The organism is Allobosea sp. P4_E12, from assembly GCF_056401655.1.
In genome coordinates, this window is record NZ_JBFUIY010000030.1 from 1 (window position 1) to 18,629 (window position 18,629).

16 protein-coding genes and 1 tRNA gene are annotated in these 18,629 nt (G+C 64.7%); 3 read left to right on the forward strand and 14 right to left on the reverse strand.

Features of this window, described 5'->3' with window-relative positions:
* Positions 1–107: 107 nt before the first annotated feature.
* Positions 108–1,112, reverse strand: a complete 1,005-nt coding sequence (locus tag AC1DW9_RS28020) for a complex I NDUFA9 subunit family protein (protein WP_441490246.1) — start codon at positions 1,110–1,112, stop codon at positions 108–110.
* A gap of 143 nt (positions 1,113–1,255) precedes the next feature.
* Between AC1DW9_RS28020 and AC1DW9_RS28025 the strand changes: the two genes are divergently transcribed.
* Together AC1DW9_RS28025 and AC1DW9_RS28030 are read left to right on the forward strand one after the other, a co-directional pair.
* Positions 1,256–1,342: transfer RNA gene (locus AC1DW9_RS28025), tRNA-Leu, on the forward strand.
* Positions 1,343–1,808: 466 nt separating this feature from the next.
* Complete coding sequence (locus tag AC1DW9_RS28030; protein WP_441507875.1) at positions 1,809–2,813, forward strand: SphA family protein; 1,005 nt, start codon at positions 1,809–1,811, stop codon at positions 2,811–2,813.
* Positions 2,814–2,948: 135 nt separating this feature from the next.
* Here AC1DW9_RS28030 and AC1DW9_RS28035 read toward each other — a convergent pair whose 3' ends face one another.
* The 10 genes from AC1DW9_RS28035 to AC1DW9_RS28080 form a co-directional block, all read right to left on the reverse strand.
* Entirely contained in the window at positions 2,949–4,058 is a 1,110-nt protein-coding gene (locus AC1DW9_RS28035) for a linear amide C-N hydrolase (protein ID WP_476769382.1), read from the reverse strand.
* Between the two features lie 174 nt (positions 4,059–4,232).
* The gene (locus AC1DW9_RS28040) at positions 4,233–5,957 is read right to left on the reverse strand and encodes a coiled-coil domain-containing protein (protein WP_441507873.1); all 1,725 of its coding nucleotides are present in this window, start codon (positions 5,955–5,957) and stop codon (positions 4,233–4,235) included.
* A 29-nt stretch (positions 5,958–5,986) separates the two neighbouring features.
* Positions 5,987–7,093, reverse strand: coding sequence for a protein-glutamate methylesterase/protein-glutamine glutaminase (locus AC1DW9_RS28045; protein ID WP_441490250.1), 1,107 nt, complete (start codon positions 7,091–7,093; stop codon positions 5,987–5,989).
* Entirely contained in the window at positions 7,090–7,962 is an 873-nt protein-coding gene (locus AC1DW9_RS28050) for a CheR family methyltransferase (RefSeq protein ID WP_441507872.1), read from the reverse strand. Before AC1DW9_RS28050 ends, AC1DW9_RS28045 begins: the two co-directional genes overlap by 4 nt.
* A 17-nt stretch (positions 7,963–7,979) precedes the next feature.
* The gene (locus AC1DW9_RS28055) at positions 7,980–8,459 is read right to left on the reverse strand and encodes a chemotaxis protein CheW (protein ID WP_441507871.1); all 480 of its coding nucleotides are present in this window, start codon (positions 8,457–8,459) and stop codon (positions 7,980–7,982) included.
* Positions 8,460–8,544: 85 nt separating this feature from the next.
* The gene (locus AC1DW9_RS28060) at positions 8,545–10,749 is read right to left on the reverse strand and encodes a HAMP domain-containing methyl-accepting chemotaxis protein (RefSeq protein WP_476776567.1); all 2,205 of its coding nucleotides are present in this window, start codon (positions 10,747–10,749) and stop codon (positions 8,545–8,547) included.
* 54 nt (positions 10,750–10,803) lie between these two features.
* Entirely contained in the window at positions 10,804–11,286 is a 483-nt protein-coding gene (locus AC1DW9_RS28065) for a chemotaxis protein CheW (RefSeq protein WP_441490254.1), read from the reverse strand.
* Positions 11,286–13,340, reverse strand: coding sequence for a chemotaxis protein CheA (locus tag AC1DW9_RS28070; protein ID WP_441507869.1), 2,055 nt, complete (start codon positions 13,338–13,340; stop codon positions 11,286–11,288). Before AC1DW9_RS28070 ends, AC1DW9_RS28065 begins: the two co-directional genes overlap by 1 nt.
* A complete protein-coding gene (locus AC1DW9_RS28075; protein WP_441507868.1) occupies positions 13,337–13,702 on the reverse strand; it encodes a response regulator in 366 nt (121 codons plus the stop codon). Before AC1DW9_RS28075 ends, AC1DW9_RS28070 begins: the two co-directional genes overlap by 4 nt.
* A 5-nt stretch (positions 13,703–13,707) precedes the next feature.
* A complete protein-coding gene (locus AC1DW9_RS28080; protein ID WP_441507867.1) occupies positions 13,708–13,998 on the reverse strand; it encodes an STAS domain-containing protein in 291 nt (96 codons plus the stop codon).
* Positions 13,999–14,418: 420 nt separating this feature from the next.
* On the opposite strand from AC1DW9_RS28080, the gene AC1DW9_RS28085 reads away from it, so the two are divergent.
* Positions 14,419–15,444, forward strand: a complete 1,026-nt coding sequence (locus tag AC1DW9_RS28085; protein WP_441507866.1) for a helix-turn-helix transcriptional regulator — start codon at positions 14,419–14,421, stop codon at positions 15,442–15,444.
* An 83-nt stretch (positions 15,445–15,527) separates the two neighbouring features.
* Here AC1DW9_RS28085 and AC1DW9_RS28090 read toward each other — a convergent pair whose 3' ends face one another.
* The 3 genes from AC1DW9_RS28090 to AC1DW9_RS28100 are packed head-to-tail and all read right to left on the reverse strand — an operon-like array spanning position 15,528 to position 18,626.
* Positions 15,528–16,661 carry an AGE family epimerase/isomerase gene (locus AC1DW9_RS28090; RefSeq protein WP_441507865.1) on the reverse strand — a complete coding sequence of 378 codons (1,134 nt, stop codon included), beginning with the start codon at positions 16,659–16,661 and terminating at the stop codon, positions 15,528–15,530.
* Positions 16,662–16,692: 31 nt separating this feature from the next.
* Positions 16,693–17,853 (reverse strand): dihydrodipicolinate synthase family protein, encoded by a 1,161-nt coding sequence (locus tag AC1DW9_RS28095; RefSeq protein WP_441507864.1) that lies wholly within the window; start codon positions 17,851–17,853, stop codon positions 16,693–16,695.
* A gap of 17 nt (positions 17,854–17,870) precedes the next feature.
* The gene (locus tag AC1DW9_RS28100; RefSeq protein ID WP_476776568.1) at positions 17,871–18,626 is read right to left on the reverse strand and encodes a 3-ketoacyl-ACP reductase; all 756 of its coding nucleotides are present in this window, start codon (positions 18,624–18,626) and stop codon (positions 17,871–17,873) included.
* Positions 18,627–18,629 lie beyond the last annotated feature (3 nt).

Sequence of the window (18,629 nt, forward strand, 5' to 3'; positions counted from 1 at the left end):
GGCATTCTTATGGATGTTCATCCGGTCCTCCTTCGATGGAGACTGAAGCTTCGCAACCTCAGCTTCCTCGCTCGGGACCGGATGGACAACCTATTGAGAGCTCACATCTAGCCGACGCGGGCTGTGTCGAACTGGCCCGTCTTGCGGAAACGCCAGAGATAGGACGGCACGATGGCCTCGACCGAGGTCGGGGTGATTCCGATTCCCTCGAAGCAACGCCCCTCCGCCTTCGCCTGCTTCGAGACGACATTATCGATCTCGAGCAGCGTGACCTGATCACGCGTCAGCATCAGCTCGTCCGGCAGCAAGCCGAGCGTCAGGGTGTTGACGATTTCCAGAATGCGCGCCTGAAGCCGCGCCAGCGGGAACGGCAGCGACGCCAACACACGCTTGCGGCCGGTCACCTCGCAAACATAGGTCAGCAGCTCCTTGAAGCTCTTCACCTCAGGCCCGCCAAGTTCGTAGATTCGGCCGCCAGTGATCGTCCCGTCGATGGCGCGCGCCGCAGCCTCGGCGACATCGCCAACGAAGACAGGCTGGAACTTGGTCTCACCGCCGCCGATCAAGGGCAGGACAGGCAGCATCCGGGCGAGCGAAGCGAAGCGGTTGAAGAAGGAATCCTCCGGCCCAAAGACGATCGAAGGGCGCAGGACGATGGCCGAGGGAACCAACGACAGAACGGCAGCCTCGCCTTCTGCCTTGCTGCGGTCGTAGGCGGACCGTGATTCACGCGCGGCGCCAATTGCGGAAACCTGGACCAGACGGGTGATGCCGTGGGCAGCGCAGGCCTGCGCGACGGCACGAGCACCATTGGCCTGAACGGCCGAGAAGCTCTGCCGGCCGCCTTCCTGGAGAATGCCGACGAGGTTGATCACCGCATCCGCGCCACGCACCGCAGCAGCAACCGAATCGGGATAGCGCAGATTCGCCTGCACCGACATGATCTGCCCGACGGTGCCGAGCGGCTGCAGGAAACCGGCGAGATCGGGCCGGCGCACCGCGACGCGCACGCGGTATCCGCGCTTGACCAATGCACGCACGACATGGCGGCCGATGAAGCCGGAGCCGCCGAAAACCGTGATCAGCTGCGAGGACGGGGTCTGGGTGGCCATATTTCTCAAGCTCCGCCGAGGACTTGCCGCTGTCCTAGTGGATCGAACCTGCGCTGTGAAGGCGAACATTCCACAGATAGGCGCATGCCGGCTCGATATCCCCGTTGACAGCCTCCATCCGCCCCCGTAAACGAACCGCCGTTGCCCAGGTGGCGGAATTGGTAGACGCACCAGCTTCAGGTGCTGGCGCTCGCAAGGGCGTGGAGGTTCGAGTCCTCTCCTGGGCACCACTCTTTATCGCTTCGGCGCCGAAGAGTTTGGTTTTGTAAAGACTTGTGGCCGACTGCCTTCAGCAGGCGGCTCTACAAAGGTCGATTGCAAGACCACCCCCCCTCGCTACCAAGAGGGGGTATGACGACATGATGATCCGGGCGCCCGCCGACCTCTTCAAGGTCGCGCGCGGCTGCACCGTGACGCTGCCATCAGCATCCATTTCGAGACCATCGCCAACGCCGCCAACGTCCCGGTGCAACCGCGGATCAGGGGCACAGCGCCGTCCGACGATGAGACTGTCATGGCCGGAGCACGCTTCGTCTACGCTCTGCAGCCCTTCATCTCCCTCACGGCGCCGTAAGCGGAGCAAAACCCGTCGAGAGATCGTGCCCCGCATATCCATCACGACGGGAAACGCCCTAACGTCGCGTCATTGATTCGGCTGACGAGCGGCATTGCCGCATGTTGAGGGGCGACGGGACTATGCTTCGAGGGGAAGCCAAGCGCACAGCGCTTGGGTTGAGGACGGCGCGCGCGCTTGTCGCGGCCGGTGTGGCAGCCTGCTGGAGCCTGGCGCCCCATGCGGCACAGGCGGCAGAGAATGGCACCGGTTTCTATCTCCTCGGCGGTCGCGGGCCGATGGCGGGATATCTGCCTCCGCCCGGATTCTATTTCGAAAGCGACACCTATTCCTACGACGCCAAGCTCGATGCGCGGAAATCGCTTCCGACGGGCGGCAGGGTCATCGCGAATGTGCGCAGTCAGGCGCGTGCCGACTTCCTGAATGGCACCTGGGTGACGCCGTGGCAGGCCTTTGGCGGCAATCTGGCGGTGGGCGCCGTCCTGCCCGTCGGGCGTGTCGCGGTCTCGGCAGGCGTCGAACTCGATTCGCCGCGCACGAACACGGTCGTCGGACGCTCGCTCCGCGACAAGGCGACCATCGTCGGCGACCCCGTCCTGTCCGCCACATTGGGATGGCATTCCGGCAAGTTCCACTGGAGCACGACGGCGCTCGTCAATGTGCCAGTCGGCGACTATCGCAATGGGCAGCTCGCCAACCTCGCCTTTCATCGCTGGGCGAGCGATCTCTCCGGCGCCCTGACCTGGTTCGATCCGGAAACGGGCATTGACCTCTCCACAGCGGTCGGCGTGACCTTCAACGGCACCAATCACGCGACGGACTACCGGACAGGTACCGAGTTTCACGTCGAATGGGCCGCGTCGAAGGCTATCACCAGCGCGATTTCGGCCGGCATCATCGGCTACCACTATCAGCAGGTTACGGGTGACAGCGGCGCCGGCGCCCAACTCGGCGCCTACAAGGGACGGACCACGGCCCTGGGTGGAACGATCGCGTATAATTTCGAGATCGGCAAAACGCCGATCTCGGCGCGCATCAAGGTGCTGCGCGAGTTCAGCGTGGAGAACAGGGCGCGCGGGACGGTGGGTCTGCTCACGGTGTCACTCCCCCTCACCGCGTCTCGATAGCCAATAGACGAACGGCCGCGCCGGTCTTGCCAGCGCGGCCGTTCAGAGTTTCAGCTTGCAGGCCTCCCCCTTCGGGCCGCCGGCTTATGCAGCGGGCCGAAGGTCCGAACTTTCCTGCCTGCTCGTTCCCGCCTGCTACTTGGCGAATTCGAGCGCCGGCGGCGTCAGGTTGATCTTGAACGGCGCAACCCGCAGGGCCTTCGCATCCAGATCGAAGCTGTTCAGATCGACCGCACGCAGGACCTGATCCTTGTAGCCCTTGATGTAGTATTTCTTGGCCCGCAGGTCGGCGACCGAGGTCCACTGGGTGTATTCGAGCTCACCGCCCTTCGCAGCCGAGTCGATGAAGCCGATCGGGATATCGAAATTGTTCATGATGTGCTCGACAAGGCGCACGGTCTGCGGACCATCGGCAAGCTGCTTCGCCGACGCGGCATAGCCGAGCGCACGAATGAAGCGCGAGGGCGGCGTCGGGTCGCCCGGGATGCCGAGCAAGCCGGAGCCCTGACCGAACGGCGCAAACGTCTTCCCACCGATCTTCAATGGGTCGGCCGAGACCGGCGACATCTTCACATAGTTTCGGATGTTGTTGAGGTGCCAGTCGAAGGGCGGCGAATTGGTCAGGACGCCCATCGGGTTGTCATAGACCTTCAGCTTCCCGTCGATCGGCTCGATGACGATCGAGGCGCCGGTCGCATCATGGATCGGAAAATGGAAGGGCAAGGTGAAGTTCACGATCGGCGCAGGCAGATCGATGATCGCAGTCTTGTCGAGCGCCGCCTTCACCTCGGCAACGGTCGAGAAATTCGACAGCACCCAGCTCAGGAACTCCCACGGTGCCAGCGCGGTGCGCCCATCGGCCTTCTCAGGCGGCGTATAGCTGGCGAAATCGGGGAAATAGAGCGCGCCACCGGCGAGCCCCTTCTCGTTCATGCCGTCCGAGACGAAGGGCTGGCCGAAGCTCATGACGCCGACAAAGGCATAACGCGCCGTCCATTTGATGCCGGGCACATTGCTCGGGCGCGTCCCGACGAACTCGTAGTTGCGCGGCACGACGACGACATCGGACTGGGTCTCGATCGCGTATTCCAGCGTGCGGCCATAGACCGGCGTTCCATCCGCCGCCATCAGAAGTATATTCGTGCAGGCCTGAACCGGCATCACCCCGGCCATCAGGCCGGCCATCAGGCCGGCCAGCGCGGCCGCGATGCCCCGTTTAACAAATCCCCAACCGCCCAGACGCATGCCACGTTTCTCCAAGGTAAGCGGCTGTCTTGTTAGGCGGGCGGGAGCCCAATAATCGTGAAGGGCTCCGGTCAACGCTCAACTTTTGAGCGAAAAGAACAAAGTCAGTAAACCTGCACTTAATGCCGACGCCCCCCGCCTGAATGGCGCCAGGGGGCGCCGGATCGCACAGGCTCAGAACAGGAATTCATCGACATCCGCTTCTGCAGGCACGGCGACCGGCGCACGCGCCCCGGTCACTACTCCGCAAGCCTCGAGCACGGCGGTATGGATCTGGCGTTCCGCCGCCATGGTGTAGTTCGGCCAGATTTCCTGCTCGATGAAATCCCCGACCCGCGCGCGCAGATGCGTCTCCGGCAGTTGTGCGCCGGCAGCGCGCAGCAGTTCATGCGCCGCCCCCGTGATGAGATCACGCATGGCTCCGGTGCTCGAGAAGGACAATCCGGCCTGCTCGATCACGGCGCCGAACCGTTCTCCCTCCCGCAGCAGCTCGTCCAGGCTCGCACCGAGCCGGTCGCCGCTATGGCGCATGGTTGCGAGCGAGCTGCGCATCGTCAGGTCGCGCGAGGCGAAATAGGCAGCGTCGAGCCTCCCCTCGCATTTGAGCACCGATGAGGCGGCCTGCATCTGCGTGAAGGCTGGAGTCAGCTTGCGCGAATCGGTCGACACTTGATCGGCCGCGAACTTCAACTCCTGCGCAATCACCACGAGACTGCGCCCACCGGTGCCGATACGAGCCGCGCGCAGCCCTGCATTCATGCCGATCAGGACGATATTCGCAGCGGTCGCAGCAAGCGCCTCGACCGTGCCCTGGCAGGTGTCGAGAACGCTCGCCACCGCTTCGGTGACGCGATCGACGCCCGCACGGGCGATGTCGCATCGGCCCAGCAGCACTGAGGCCTCGGCGAGGTCAGCCTCCAGCTCCACCAGGAAGGATGCGGCCCCGCCATTGCCGCCGCGATAGAGCGACCTGACGAGATCGATCAGCTGCGTGGTCTCGCGGTCGAGCAGGATCAGCGCGCTGTTGATCTCTTCGACATCGGGACCGAGCGCTCCTGACGCTGCTTCAAGCTGCGCCGACTGAAGCCGGAGCAGCACGTTGACACAGGCGGCGCGTGTCTCGCCGTCCTCGTCGCCGACCGCTCCCGGCGCCTCACCCAGGCGCAGCCCGGAAATGGCATGCTCCAGCCTCTGGCGCATACTGTCACCGGACTGGAGAGCGATGATGGCGCCTCCGGTCGCCAATGTGATGCGGCCCGAGATCGCGGCAGCCTCTTCCGTCAGCGCGACGCTGCGGCTCTGGCGCTCGATGACCTCCGCCAGCGTCTGGCCGAGCTTGCCCGCCAGGGCTGCCAGGGATCTGCCATAGCGTCCTTCGAATTCGCGCTGCGCCGTCAGTGCGGAATCAAGAAGGCTGCAGAGCTGCGCCTGGTCGCGCGCGCAGCGCTCGATCGTGCGTTGGGCCTGCGTAGTCAGCGTGCCGATCTCGCCGGCGAAGTCGCCGAAATCGCTCCCGACCATCGGAATGGAGATCGCCTCGATCCGCGCGCTGCGTGCGAGGATGGTGATGAGCCGCATATGCTCGAGCAGCCGTTCCAGGGCCTGAGAGGCGTTGTGGCTGTGAATCGACAGATCCTGAAGCGCGCTGGTTTCGGCGGAAAGGTCGTCGTTCAGCGTGCGCAGCTCGCCGGCGAGACGATGCAGCGCCGTACGGGCCTGTTCGATCTCGCTGCCTGCGAGTTCGCTCGACAAGGCCGCGAGCTGCTCGTTCAGTGCCTGGAACAGCGTCAGGCCCTCGCCAAGCTGCTGCCCGGCCGTGGCGAAGGTCACATCGATCGCGCGCGCATTCGCATCGAGCGACTGGATCAACCTCGGTAGTCCTTCGTTATTCCGGAACATTCTGCCCCCAACGCATTGCGATTCAGCCCTCAGGCGGTTTGGGCGATCTCGCCTGCCCCGCCGCGCCCGAGATGCGGCCAGGCCATGATTTCCTGCGGGACCCGCGCAAGGCCGACCACGCGCTGGGCTGCGCCAAGCTCGATGGCTTCCTTCGGCATGCCGAAGACGACGCAACTCTCCTCGTCCTGCGCGAGCGTGTGCGCGCCGGCCTTGCGCATTTCGAGCAGCCCGCGGGCACCGTCGTCGCCCATGCCGGTCATGATCAGGCCGAGTGCGTTGGCACCGGCATACTGGGCCGCCGAGCGGAACAGCACATCGACGGACGGGCGGTGACGCGAGACATGCGGGCCGTCCTTGATGGCGACGCGATACTGCGTGCCGGAGCGCTGCAGGAGCATGTGACGATTTCCCGGCGCAATCAGGACGCGGCCGGCGCGAAGCTCGTCGCCATCCTCGGCCTCCTTGACCTCGACCGCGCAAATGCCGTTCAGCCGCCGGGCAAAGGCGGCGGTGAACTTTTCGGGCATGTGCTGCACCACCGCAATGCCGGGGCATGTGACCGGCAGGGCGGTGAGAACCTCCCGCAGGGTCTCGGTCCCCCCGGTCGAAATCCCGATGCAGACGATGCGATCCGTCTCGCTACGGACACGTCCCGGGACCGGTGGCGGCATGATGACATCCGCAGTCAGCTTCTTCTCGACGGGCAGGCGGGCCTGCCTGGGGCGCAGCCGCGCCTGCGCGGCCGCCCTGACGGAGTGCCTGAGCCGGTCAGCCGTCTCGATCAGGGCGTTGCGCGTGTCGATACGCGGCTTTGGCAGCACGTCGACCGCGCCGGCTTCGAGCGCATCGAACAGCGCCCGCGATCCCGCCTCGGTCAAGGTCGAGCAGATGATCACCGGGATCGGCCGCTGCGCCATGATCTTGCGCAGGAAGGTGAGCCCGTCCATGCCCGGCATCTCGATGTCGAGGATCATGACATCGGGCAATTCGTTCTGCAGGCGGCGCACGGCGGCAAAGGCATCGGCCGCCGTTCCCATCACCTCGATGCCCGGATCGTCGTTCAGGATCGAACTGAGGACCTGGCGCACCGAGGCGGAATCGTCGACGATGAGCACGCGGATCGGTGGGCGGGTCATGCTGCTGACATCCTGGGCGCGGCGGGATCGGCCTGATAGACGGTCGGGACGACCTGCTGCAGTCCGGCAATGCCACTGCCCGCCATCGATTCGGAATGGCCAAGCATCAGGTAGCCGCCGGGGCGCAGATGCGACACGAGGCGTTCGATGACGGCCCTCTGAGTCGGCCCGTCGAAATAGATCAGCACGTTGCGGCAGAAAATGACGTCGACGTCCCGGTCGAATGGATAGCTCTCATCCATCAGGTTCAGGCGCTCGAAATGGACCTTTCGGCGCAGCTCCGGCGTGACCCTGACGACGTCCTGCCGCGGATCCTTCGATCTCATGAGATAGCGCTGCTGCAGGGCCAGCGGCACCGGAGCGACGAAGGGGCGCGGATAGATGGCCGCTCTCGCCTCGCGCAGGACCTCCGTCGAGATGTCGGTACCCAGGATCGAGAAGCGGATCGGTCTGGCGGCATTCACCAGGTCCTGCAGCACCATCGCAACCGTATAGGCTTCCGCCCCTGTCGAGCAGGCAGCGCTCCAGACCTTCAGGCCAGCCGGAAGCGAGCCATGCCGCCGCAGCAGCTGCGGCACGGCGACATTGCGCAAAAACTCGAAATGGCTCGGCTCGCGAAAGAAATCGGTCTTGTTGGTGGTCACGCAATCGATCAGGTGAACAAGCTCGTCGTCGAGTCCGCCGCGCTCGAACAGATGGGCGCCGTAGCCGGACACCCCCGCCAGGCCAAGCGCGCGGGCGCGCTTGCGCAGCCTCCCCTCGACCATGGTGCGCTTCGTCGGCGGCAACTTGATGCCAACGCGGCTCTCGATGATCGCGGCGATGGCCGAGAAATGCTTGTCAGCCAGATAGTCCGAGGAATGCGACATCGTTGGCCCCATCGGTCTCAGGCTGCCTTACCGGCGGCGAGATCGGTCAGGGGGAGGCCGTCGGCTTCCATCAGGCGCTCGAGATCGAAGACGACGATGAAGGCTTCACCCTTGCGCCCGATCCCGGCGATGTAGTTCGACTGCCAGCGACCGCCGACATCGGGAGCGGCTTCGGTCTGGTCGGCGTCGAGACCCGTGACCTCGAAGACCCGATCGGCGACGAAGCCGACGCCCAGCGTCCGGCCCTTGACCGGCACATCCAGAATGATGATGCGCGTCGCGTCGGTCGGCTCCGTGCGCGGCAGCCCGAGCTTGGTCCGCAGATCGACGATCGGGTAGCCGGCGCCGCGGACATCGATCATGCCGAGCAGGAAGGCCGGCGCATGTGGCAGCTTCGATATCGGGCGCATGTCGAGAATCTCGCGGACATTGCGGATATCGATGCCGAAGAGCTCCTGATCGATGCCAAGGGTCAGGTATTGGGCGGTGTCGGCCATGGAAGACTCGCGATGCGGCTAGGGAACCAGGCGGATTGGAGGGCAGCAGGACCGGCCCCGCCTCCTGGGCGGGGCCGGTATCCGCTCAGGCGCGGTGGAACGCGGCGTCGTGCTGATCCTCGCCGCCATCTATGTCAAAGGCGAAGCCGCCATTGACGACCTTCTTGGCCGGGCGCAACCCGGAGACAGGCGCCTTCTTCGGCTGGATCGCCGTCGCCATGGCCGTGGCCTTGCCGCGCAGCTGGGTGACCGCCCTGTCGACACCAACCGGGCGCTGACTGTTCTTGCGCGTGCTGCCTTCATCGAGCCGGAAGAAGGCGATCGTGGCCTGCAGCGTCTCGGCCTGAGCCGAGAGCTCCTCGGAGGTCGCGGAGACCTGTTCGGAGGCGGCTGCGTTCTGCTGCGTCACCTTGTCGAGCTGCTGGATCGCCTGATTGATCTGGGCAGCGCCGACATCCTGCTCGCGGCTGGCGGAGGTGATCTCCTCGACCAGCTCGGCGGTCTTCTTGATATCAGGCACCAGCCTGGCCAGCATGGAGCCGGCTTCCTGCGCGACCTTGACCGTATCGGCCGACAGCGTCCCGATTTCCGCCGCAGCCGCCTGGCTGCGCTCGGCGAGCTTGCGCACTTCCGAGGCGACCACCGCGAAGCCCTTGCCATGCTCGCCGGCACGGGCTGCCTCGACCGCCGCGTTCAGCGCCAGCAGATCGGTCTGACGGGCGATCTCCTGGACGATGTTGATCTTGGCGGCAATGGTCTGCATCGCGTCGACCGCCTTGCCGACGGCAACGCCGCTCGCTTCGGCATCCTTCGCCGACTGCGAGGCCATCTTCTCCGTCTGGCTGGCATTCTCGGCGTTCTGCTTCACATTGGCCGCCATCTCCTCCATCGATGAGGAGGCTTCCTCGGTCGAAGAGGCCTGCTCGGTCGAGCCTTGCGAGAGCTGTTCGGCGCTGGCCGACAGTTCCTGGCTGCCCGAAGACATGTTCTCGGCAGCACTCGTCACCTGCCCGACGACATCACGCAGCTTCTCGACCATGTTCTCGAGAGCGATGCCGAGCGTGTCCTTCTCCGACAGCCTCTTGGCCTCGACCGTGAGGTCACCATTGGAGATCGCGTTGGCGACAGCGGCCGTGTCGTTGAGATTTGCCGTCATCGTGTTCAGCGCGGTGACGAGATCGCCGATCTCATCCTTGCTCTTCACCGAGATCGACTGTCCGAGGTCGCCGATCGCAACCGCATTGGCGAGACCGACCGCGCTCGACAGGCCGCGGCTGATCGCAAGGGCGATCCAGGTGGCGGCGATGATGGCGATCAGCAGCGAGCCCAGAATGATGCCGATGAGCAGCGTCTTGGCGAAGGCCGCCTGTTCGCTTGCTTCCTTGGCCGCCGCCGCGGCGGACTGCTTGATGAAGTCGGTATACTCATCGAGCCCCGCCATCATCTCGGTGACGGCTTCGCTGCCTTCGCCCATCGAGATCGTGCTGGCCTTGATGTTTCCCGCCTCGCCCGCGACGGCTGCGATCCGAAGCGCCGAATCGATACCCTTGTCGAAGGCGGCAAGCATGTTTGCCGGCGACACTCCCTGCTCCGCGATGGGGGCCGCAGTCTTGGCGAGCGCAGCGCGAACGTCGCGAGCCTGCACTTCGGCAGATTTTTGCAGCTTCTCGACATCGGCAACGGTCGTCGCGCCGAACAGCTGCCCGATCGACCGCGTCAAGCGCAGCCATTCCAGCCGCACCGACTGGAAATCGAGAGCCAGCCGCAGCGCCTCGGGCGAAGCGGACGGTTTGGCGAGCTCGCTCAGGAGCGCCGTCGAGGCGACCGTCACGCCCTGGATGAGCGGCGTTATCTCGCTGATCCAGAGTTCCGCAGCACGATTGTTCGAGTTCAGCTTGGCGTTGCGGATGACCTCGTCCTGCGCCGCGAAGAAGCGATTGATCTTCGGCGTCAGAGCCTCCCAGCGGCGCTTGCCGTCGTCGCTGGCCTGAGCCTGGATCCGCTCCTTCAGCTTCACGGCGTCGAGGCGGTTCTGGACGGCACTCGCCGCATGAGCGAGCGTTTCCTTGTCGGTTGCCGCCATGACGGCATTCTTTTCCGAGCGAACCGACCTGTTCATCATGCTGCGAACGTCGCTGATCTGGTCCAGCCGGTTGGTCCAATTGATCAGCACGTCCTGCGTCTCGGACATGTCGGACAGCCTCTGATAGGAAAGTCCGCCTGCCACCATGGACAGGGCAATGACCATGCCGAAGGCACCGGCCAGTTTAGTCTTGATCGTCAATCTCATAGTCAGTCCCCGATAAGCAACGTGAAGGGTGTCTTGCGCTGGATGGGTAGCGCTTCAGCTCAGAATTTTCTCGAGATCGGGAACGATGACGAATTCGTCGTTCCATTTGGTGATGAACCGGATGAATTCCGGCCGCCAGTGCATTCCCAGACGCGGTGTCTGCTGGATCTGGGCGGTTGAAATCTCCGTGACCTCGTAGACCTTGTCGGCCATGATCCCGAGCGCAACGGGATCACCGTCGATCTCGATCTCCACGACAACGATGCGGGTGTCGGCGGTGTCGGTTCGTCGCGCCATGCCGAAGCGCAGGCGCAGATCCGCCAAGGGGATGACATTGCCGCGCACATTGATGAGAGCCGGCAGAAAGGCGCGCGCGCCCGCAACCCGGGTGACGGGAACCGGGTCGATGATCTCGCGTACCATGTCGGCCTCGATCGCGAAGATCTCGCTGCCGAGCCCGATCATCAGGACCTGAAGCCGCGTCTCCGCTGCCGTGTGAGGGCCGTGGCCGGCGCCGCCTTGCGTCTGAATCTGCATCACGCCGCCTCCGGTGTCTTTTCGGTCTCGGCGCGGCTCTGGCCGAGCGAAACAAGTTGGGCGACGTCGAGAATGAGGGCAGCGGAACCATCGCCAAGGATGGTGGCGCCCGAGAACATCGTGACATCGGAGTGAAGCTTGGACAGCGACTTGATCACCGTCTGGTGGCTGCCGATGATCTGGTCGACGACCAGGCCGACGCGCGTATCCCCCATCGTGGTGATGATGACCTTCTGATGCGGGTCGGCCTCGCCGTCGGCCTCGAAGAGATCGCGCAGCCGCAGGAAGGGCACCAGGTCGCCGCGCACGTTCAGGAAGTTGCGTCCGCGCGCCCGAGCGTCCTCGGCCGCGGTCAGTTCGACGCATTCCTCCACCGCCGAGAGCGGAATGATGTAGCGCCCCTCGCCGACGCGGATCAGCAGGCCCTCGATGATGGCGAGCGTCAGCGGCAGCCGCAGCGTCACCGTGCTGCCATAGCCAGGCACGGTGGCGAGATCGATCGTGCCCCGCATGGCCTCGATCGTGCGTTTGACCACATCCATGCCGACGCCGCGCCCCGACAGCGCGGAGATCGTCCGGGCAGTGGAGAAGCCGGGATGGAACAGGAACTGATGGATCTCGTGTTCGCTCAGGGGCGTCCCGGCCGCGATCAATCCCTGTTCTTCGGCCTTGGCGCGGATGCGGGCCGCGTCGAGCCCGGCGCCGTCATCCTGCACCGTGACGAGCACCTGCGCCCCGACATAGCGCGCGGCGAGTTCGATCCGCCCCGTCGGCGACTTGGTGGTGCCGGCGCGAGCCGCAGGCGCTTCGATGCCGTGGTCGATCGCGTTGCGGATGAGGTGGACCAAGGGATCGGCAAGACGCTCGATCATGGTCTTGTCGAGCTCGGTATCCTCGCCGACCGTCACGAAATCGACGGGCTTGCCGAGATCGCGCGAGAGGTCGTGGACAAGGCGACGGAAGCGGCCGAAGAGCGAGCCCATCGGCACCATGCGCACCCCCATGGTCGAATCGCGCAAGCCGGACGCCAGGCGCTCGATTTCCTCGGCTATCGATTTGATCGCGAGATCCGTTCCGGAATGCGCGAGCTGGCTGAGCCGCGCCTGCGCAATGACGAGTTCGCCCACGCGATCCATCAACTCGTCCAGGCGCTCGGCCTGGACGCGGACGGTCGAGGTCTTGTCCTCACCGCGACGGGCGCCCTCGCTCCGCTCGCCAGTGGCACGCTCCGTCAGGGCGGGCTGCAACTCTTTCGCAACGGCAGGGACAGCGGGCGCCGCCGCAGCCACTGCGTCGATCTCCGCGCTCGCGGGACGCTTCGCATCCGCCGATCCCGCCAAGCCGAGCGGCGTGATCGCAAGCTTCATCTCATCGCGGACGAACATGAAGACATCCTCGATGTCCTCGCGCGTACAGCCCCCCTCAAGCTCGACCGTCCATGCGATCATGCATGTCTCCGGATCGAGCGCTCCGAGTTCCGGCACGCCGTCGAGATGCGCACTCATCCTGCATGAGCCAAGCGCGCGGAGGTCGTCGAGCAGGACCATCGGATTGGTCCCGTTGCGCAGGATATCCGGCTCGAAGGCGATTTCGATCAGCCAGCCTGCGCCGTCTGCGGCGGCCACCGCGGGAGGCTCGTCGAGGGCAGCACCGATGGGCGACGCCGTGCCTCCCCTCGCGCCCGTGGCGATCAGGGCCTGGAGCTCTTCGACGATCGCCTCACCAATGATCGGATCGGTCGAGTCGGGATCGTCGATCAGCGCGCGAATATAGTCCTTGGCGGCCAGGGAGACAGTGATGATGTCGCGCTCCGCCGAGATCTTGCCCTTGCGGATCAGGTCGAAGGCGGTTTCGAAATCATGGGTGAAGGCCGCGACCCGGTCGAAGCCGAACATCGCCCCCGAGCCCTTGATAGTGTGCAGCGCCCGGAACGCCGCGTCGATCAGATCGCTATCCTGGGGCGTCTGACCGAGATCGAGCAGCGCCGCCTCCAGACTGTCCAGCAGGTCGCTGGCCTCCTGCCGGAATGTTTCGGTCGGATCGAGCTCCATCATGTCCGCACCAGCTTGGCGACAACCGCAAGCAGTTGCTCCGGCTTGAAGGGCTTGGTGATCCAGCCGGTCGCGCCCGCGGCCTTCGCCTGCTGCTTGACCCCGTCATCGGACTCGGTCGTGAGGAAGACGATCGGCACCCCCGTAAAGGACGGGAGCGCACGCAGGCCCCGGATCATCTCCAGGCCGTTCATCACCGGCATGTTCAGGTCGGTGATGACGAGGTCGAAACGCTCTGCCTTCGCCTTGGCCAAGCCCTCGGAACCATCACCCGCCTCCACGACCTTATGGCCGGAGGGAGCGAGCACAAGCTTGATCATCTGCCGCACGCTCGGAGAATCGTCGACAGTCAGAATTGCCGCCATGCCACTCAAGCCCTGTTGATGAGAATGCAGTCACCGAACTGCGCGGGCGAGATGCCTGCCCGCACCAGCGCAGCGTTCAAGATGTCCGAAGGAGCCTGCAGCCAGATGCGCTTGCCCGCCGCTCGTGCGGTCCGGCCAGCCGAAATCAGAAGCTGCAATCCGGCGAGATCGATCACGGCAAGGGCCGAACAATCGATTTCGACCTCAGCCTCGGCCTGAACAGCAGAGGTCATCTGATCAAACAGATGACCTACCATTCGTAGCGAGCAATCTGCTGGAAGCATTAACGTCAGCACGAATTGAACCTTCTATATCTTGACCTTCGTTCCTTATGACCAACAAGATTCAATCTCCGACCGCGCACGAAATTCTGCCGAATTACAGCAGGATTACATACAAACAATCGAGATAGTTTAGGTCTGAAACGTTTGATAGGGCCAATCTTTACCTTCAATTCTGATCGATATATTAACCGCGAATCAGATATTGCGCTGTTTGTCAGGCAGTTGCGCCCGGCGAATCCAGTTTGCGCAATCTGTCCTCTCGCTTCGCCTACTGTAAAAAATCGTCGGCGGATTCAGGCAATCCGGTCGGCCTAGGGGCTTTCAGATGGGTCGACACCTGCGATGTCGGAAGCTGCCATGCAGCCAAGGGCTCGCCAGTACGCTTGCTTCCGCCGGCGATCTGTGCCGCGAGCCGAGGTCGAGAACGGTGTGATGACGCGCGCCCATCACCGCTCGACAGCGCGGCGCCAGACGCTGCTTCATTTCGTCACCCATGACCCTCACGAAGCCATGGACCACTTTGCAGCATGCGGAGTGAGCCTCTCGATCTCGCCGCAGAATGAGTCCTCTGGACGAATTGAGATCAATGCACTGAATCAAGCGTCGGACGGGATTGTCCTTACCCGTACGAGTTTCGAGAATGCCGTCGAAATCCAGCCACGGCAAAGTCCATGGGGATATCAGCTGCTGGTGGCGCTCAAGGGTTCGACGAGCATCGAGCTCGGAGATCGCGTCATTCGCTGCGAAAAGCAGCAGGCCGCGATCTTCGATGTGGGCGAGACCAAGGCGCTGCATCGTTCAGCCCATTCGGAAAACTATTCCGTTCTCATCGACAGAAACCTGCTGACCAACCGTCTGTTCGAACTGACCGGGGCGCCGGTCATGCGCAAGCTCAGCTTCGAGCCTGAGCTTGATCTGGAGCAGCCCTCAGTCGACGCCCTGCGTCGCTTCCTCGTGGGGCTCGACCTTTCGATGCTGGTCCGGTTGCTGCAGGATGCTCCACATGGCGCGAGGCGCCTGAGCGCCTTGCTGGCAGACCTCATCCTGGAGGTGTTGCCCCATAATCACGCCAAGGCGCTGGAACGGGGCTCGCATGTCATCGCCCCAAAGCACGTCAAGCGGACCATCGAATTCATCCGGGAGAATGCCCGCAGGCCGATCACCCCCGAGCAGCTTGCGGCGGTCGCCGGCGTCAGCCTGCGGGCCCTGCAATACGGCTTTCAGAAGTTCCTGGGGATGTCGATCTCCGAGTACGAGCGCTCGGTGCGGCTAGAGGCCGTCAAACGCGAGATCGAGGGCCATTCCGGCGAACGCGTCGGCGAGATTGCGCGGCGTTGGCGCTTCTCCAATTTCACGCGCTTCAATACGCAGTTCGAAGCAGCCTTTGGCCTAAGCGCGGTGGCACTGCGCACCCAGCTCAGCCAGCTGCCGCAACCGAAGGGAGCCGTGAAGCCCTAGATGCCGAAGCGACGAAGGGGGCTCGCCGGGGATCTCCGGGACAGGAATTCGAGCTTAGCGACTTCAACCGTCAAACAGGCGGCTCAGGCGCCACGCTCCAGCTCCGCCGCCGCAAAGGCGACATGGTAGAGGACGCGCGTCGGGACGATATCCTCGCGCGAACCACCGTCAGGACCGAGGCGGTTCGCCCAGAGCAGTGCGCCGTTGCCGAAGAAGAGCTCCCGGATCTCCGTGAAGTGACGTTCCGCGCGCTTCGCCGCGTCGCCGTCGCCGAAATGCCGCGCCCGCGCGATCTCGGCTTTCACATACTCGGTCTGCGGCCACAGCAGACGATCGAGAGACAGAGGATCGCCTGCTGCGCTCATCGCCTCGATGACCCCCACCCGGCCATCCGCGAAGCCCCGAACGCCATGCTGCATTGCCGAGGCGTAGAGCCGCTCGATGGGGGCAAGCACCCGATCATCGGCAGAGAGAGCATGGTATTCGAGCAGGAGCCAGACCCATTCGAAATGGTGACCCGGCTCGCGCCAGTCGCCCTTTTCCCCCGGGCAGGGCGCCAGGTCCTCGGTCATGAACTCGATCAGCGAACCGGTACGCACGTCGAAGAAATGCGCCAGGAAGAGATCGACGATGCCCCGCGCCCGCAGAAGCCACTCGGCTTCGCCGGTGACCCGGCATGCGGCAAGCAGCGCCTCGAGCAGGTGCATATGCGGGTTCTGGCGACGAGGGCCAGCGGAGGGCTCGAGGCTCTCGCGATAGCCGCCGGCCGGATGAGCCATCCGATCGTCGAGAAAGGCGATGGTCTCGCGCAGAACGGAACGATAGCCGGCATCGCCGGTCACGTGCTCCATCCAGGCAGAGGCGAAGGCCACGAAGGCATGATCGTAGAAGTCGCGGGTCGCCCCTTCGGGCCCGGTGCTCTGCCTGAAGCCGCCATCCGCCGAGCGCAACGCGTCGACGATCACGGCGAAGGCATCCTTCGCGGCCTTCAGCGCCCAGTCGCCCGGCACACCGAGCTTGTGTGCCACTGCAAAGCTGTAGGCAAGGCGAGCCTGGACCAGCAGCATCCGCGGCTGCCCGATCAAAGGCTCGCCGGATCCAGACAGCCCGCTCACGAAACCGCCGATGGGATGACGGGCAACCCGCGCCCAGCCTGGAAGCAGTTCCTCGGTCAGCCAGCGTCCGGCGCGGCCTCTGCGAGAAGCGAAATCAGGCATTCCGGCTGCCGCAGGATTCATCGTCACGTCTTCAAGCCACGCCATGTGTCGCCAGCAGATGCCGCATCCGTGCGACAGCCTTCTCGGGATCTATCAGGATGCCGGCCTGATCGGCCAGCCTGAAGACCCGCGAGAGATGCAGAATCGAGCGCGTGCTCTCCTGCCCGCCCAGCATTGTGAAATGGTCCTGATGACCGTTGAGCCAGGCGATGAAGACCACACCCGTCTTGTAGAAGCGTGTCGGGGCCGTGAAGATTTCGCGGCTGAGCGGAACGGTCGCCGCCAGTGTCCTGCGAAAGCGCTCCTGCTCGCCGCGCGCAAGATCGCCCAGCGCCGCGTTCACAGCCGGCGCAATCGGGTTGAAGATGCCAAGCAGCGCATCGGAGTGCCCGTGCTCGTCTCCCTCGATCAGCTCGGCGTAGTTGAAGTCGTCCCCGGTGAACATGCGCACTCCGGCCGGCAGGCGGCGGCGCATCAAGATTTCCTTGTCCTTGTCGAGCAGGGAGATCTTGATGCCGGCAACCTTGTCGGAATGGGCAGCGATGATGTCGAGCACCGTAGCCATGGTGGTCTCGAATTCGGCCCCGCCCCAGTAGCCTGCCAGGGCGGGATCGAACATGTCGCCGAGCCAGTGCAGGACGACCGGCTCGCGCACCTGCGACAGGATGCGCCCATAGACGCGGGCATAATCGGCCGGCCCGCGTGCCGCGGCGGCCAGCGCGCGCGACGCCATCAGGATGATGCGCCCACCGAGCGCTTCGACGGCCTCGCACTGGGTCTCATAGGCCCGCAGCACGTCATCGACCGTGACGCCCGGCCCCGGCTCCAGGTGGTCGGTTCCGACGCCCGAAGCGATCAGCGCCCCCGGGAAATCCCGGCTCGCCTCGACGCTGCGGCGGACGAGCTCCAGCGCCGAAGGCCAGCCAAGTCCCATACCGCGCTGCGCGGTATCCATCGCTTCGGCGACACCAAGACCCAGCGACCAGAGATGCCGGCGGAAGGCGATGGTGCGCTCCCAATCGATCGCTGCATCGAGCCAGGGATCGTGCTCGGCCGATGCATCCACCACGACATGGGGCGCAGCATAGGCCACGCGTGTGAACGGGCCCTCGTGCCGCTCGAAGGCGCGCGCCGGCGACAGGCTGAAGGTTTCGCTGCGCCCAGGCGCGACGGGTAGGACAAGGTTCGGCATTGAAGACCTCGGCGCTGTCACAAGCGGTGGAGATGGAGCCCGCCATCGACATGGAAGGCGTCGCCCGTGCTGAAGGGGAGTGCGCCGGTAGCAAGGGAGGCGACGGTGCGAGCGACATCCTCGACCTCGCCCCAGCGGGCAACCGGGGTCAGGCCTTCGGCGATCATCGCGTCATAGCGCGCGGAGACGGGCGCGGTCATTGGCGTATGAATCACGCCGGGCCGGATCTCGTGGCACATGATGCCATGTTCGGCGAGCCGCAAGGCAAAGAGCTTGACCATCATCGAGGCGCCCGCCTTGGAGATGCAGTATGCGCCGCGCTCGGGTGACGCCAGAATCGCGCTCGCGGAGGTGACAGTGATGATGCTGCGCGCGGTGCCAGGCGATGCGGCCTCGCCTGCCATGCGCCGGGCGATCGCCTGCGTCAGCAGGAACGTGCCGCGCAGGTTGATCCCCATCACATGATCGAACTCGTCAGCGCCACCTTCGAGAAGGTCGCCGCGCTGGCGCATCGGCACGCCGGCATTGTTGACATGGCAATGCAGCGGGCCAAGCGCGCCGGCCATGCTGTCGCCGATCCGCGCAGCGTCTGCTCCGATATCACCGGCGACCAGCGCATGGCTGCGACCGCACGCGACCACAGCCGCCGCGGTCTCTGCCAATGCCTCTTCGCTGAGATCGTTCAGGACGAGATCGAAGCCGGCCCTGGCCAGCGCGATCGCGATGGCCTGACCGATGCCGCGGCCTGCTCCCGTGACGCTGGCGATGGCCATGTC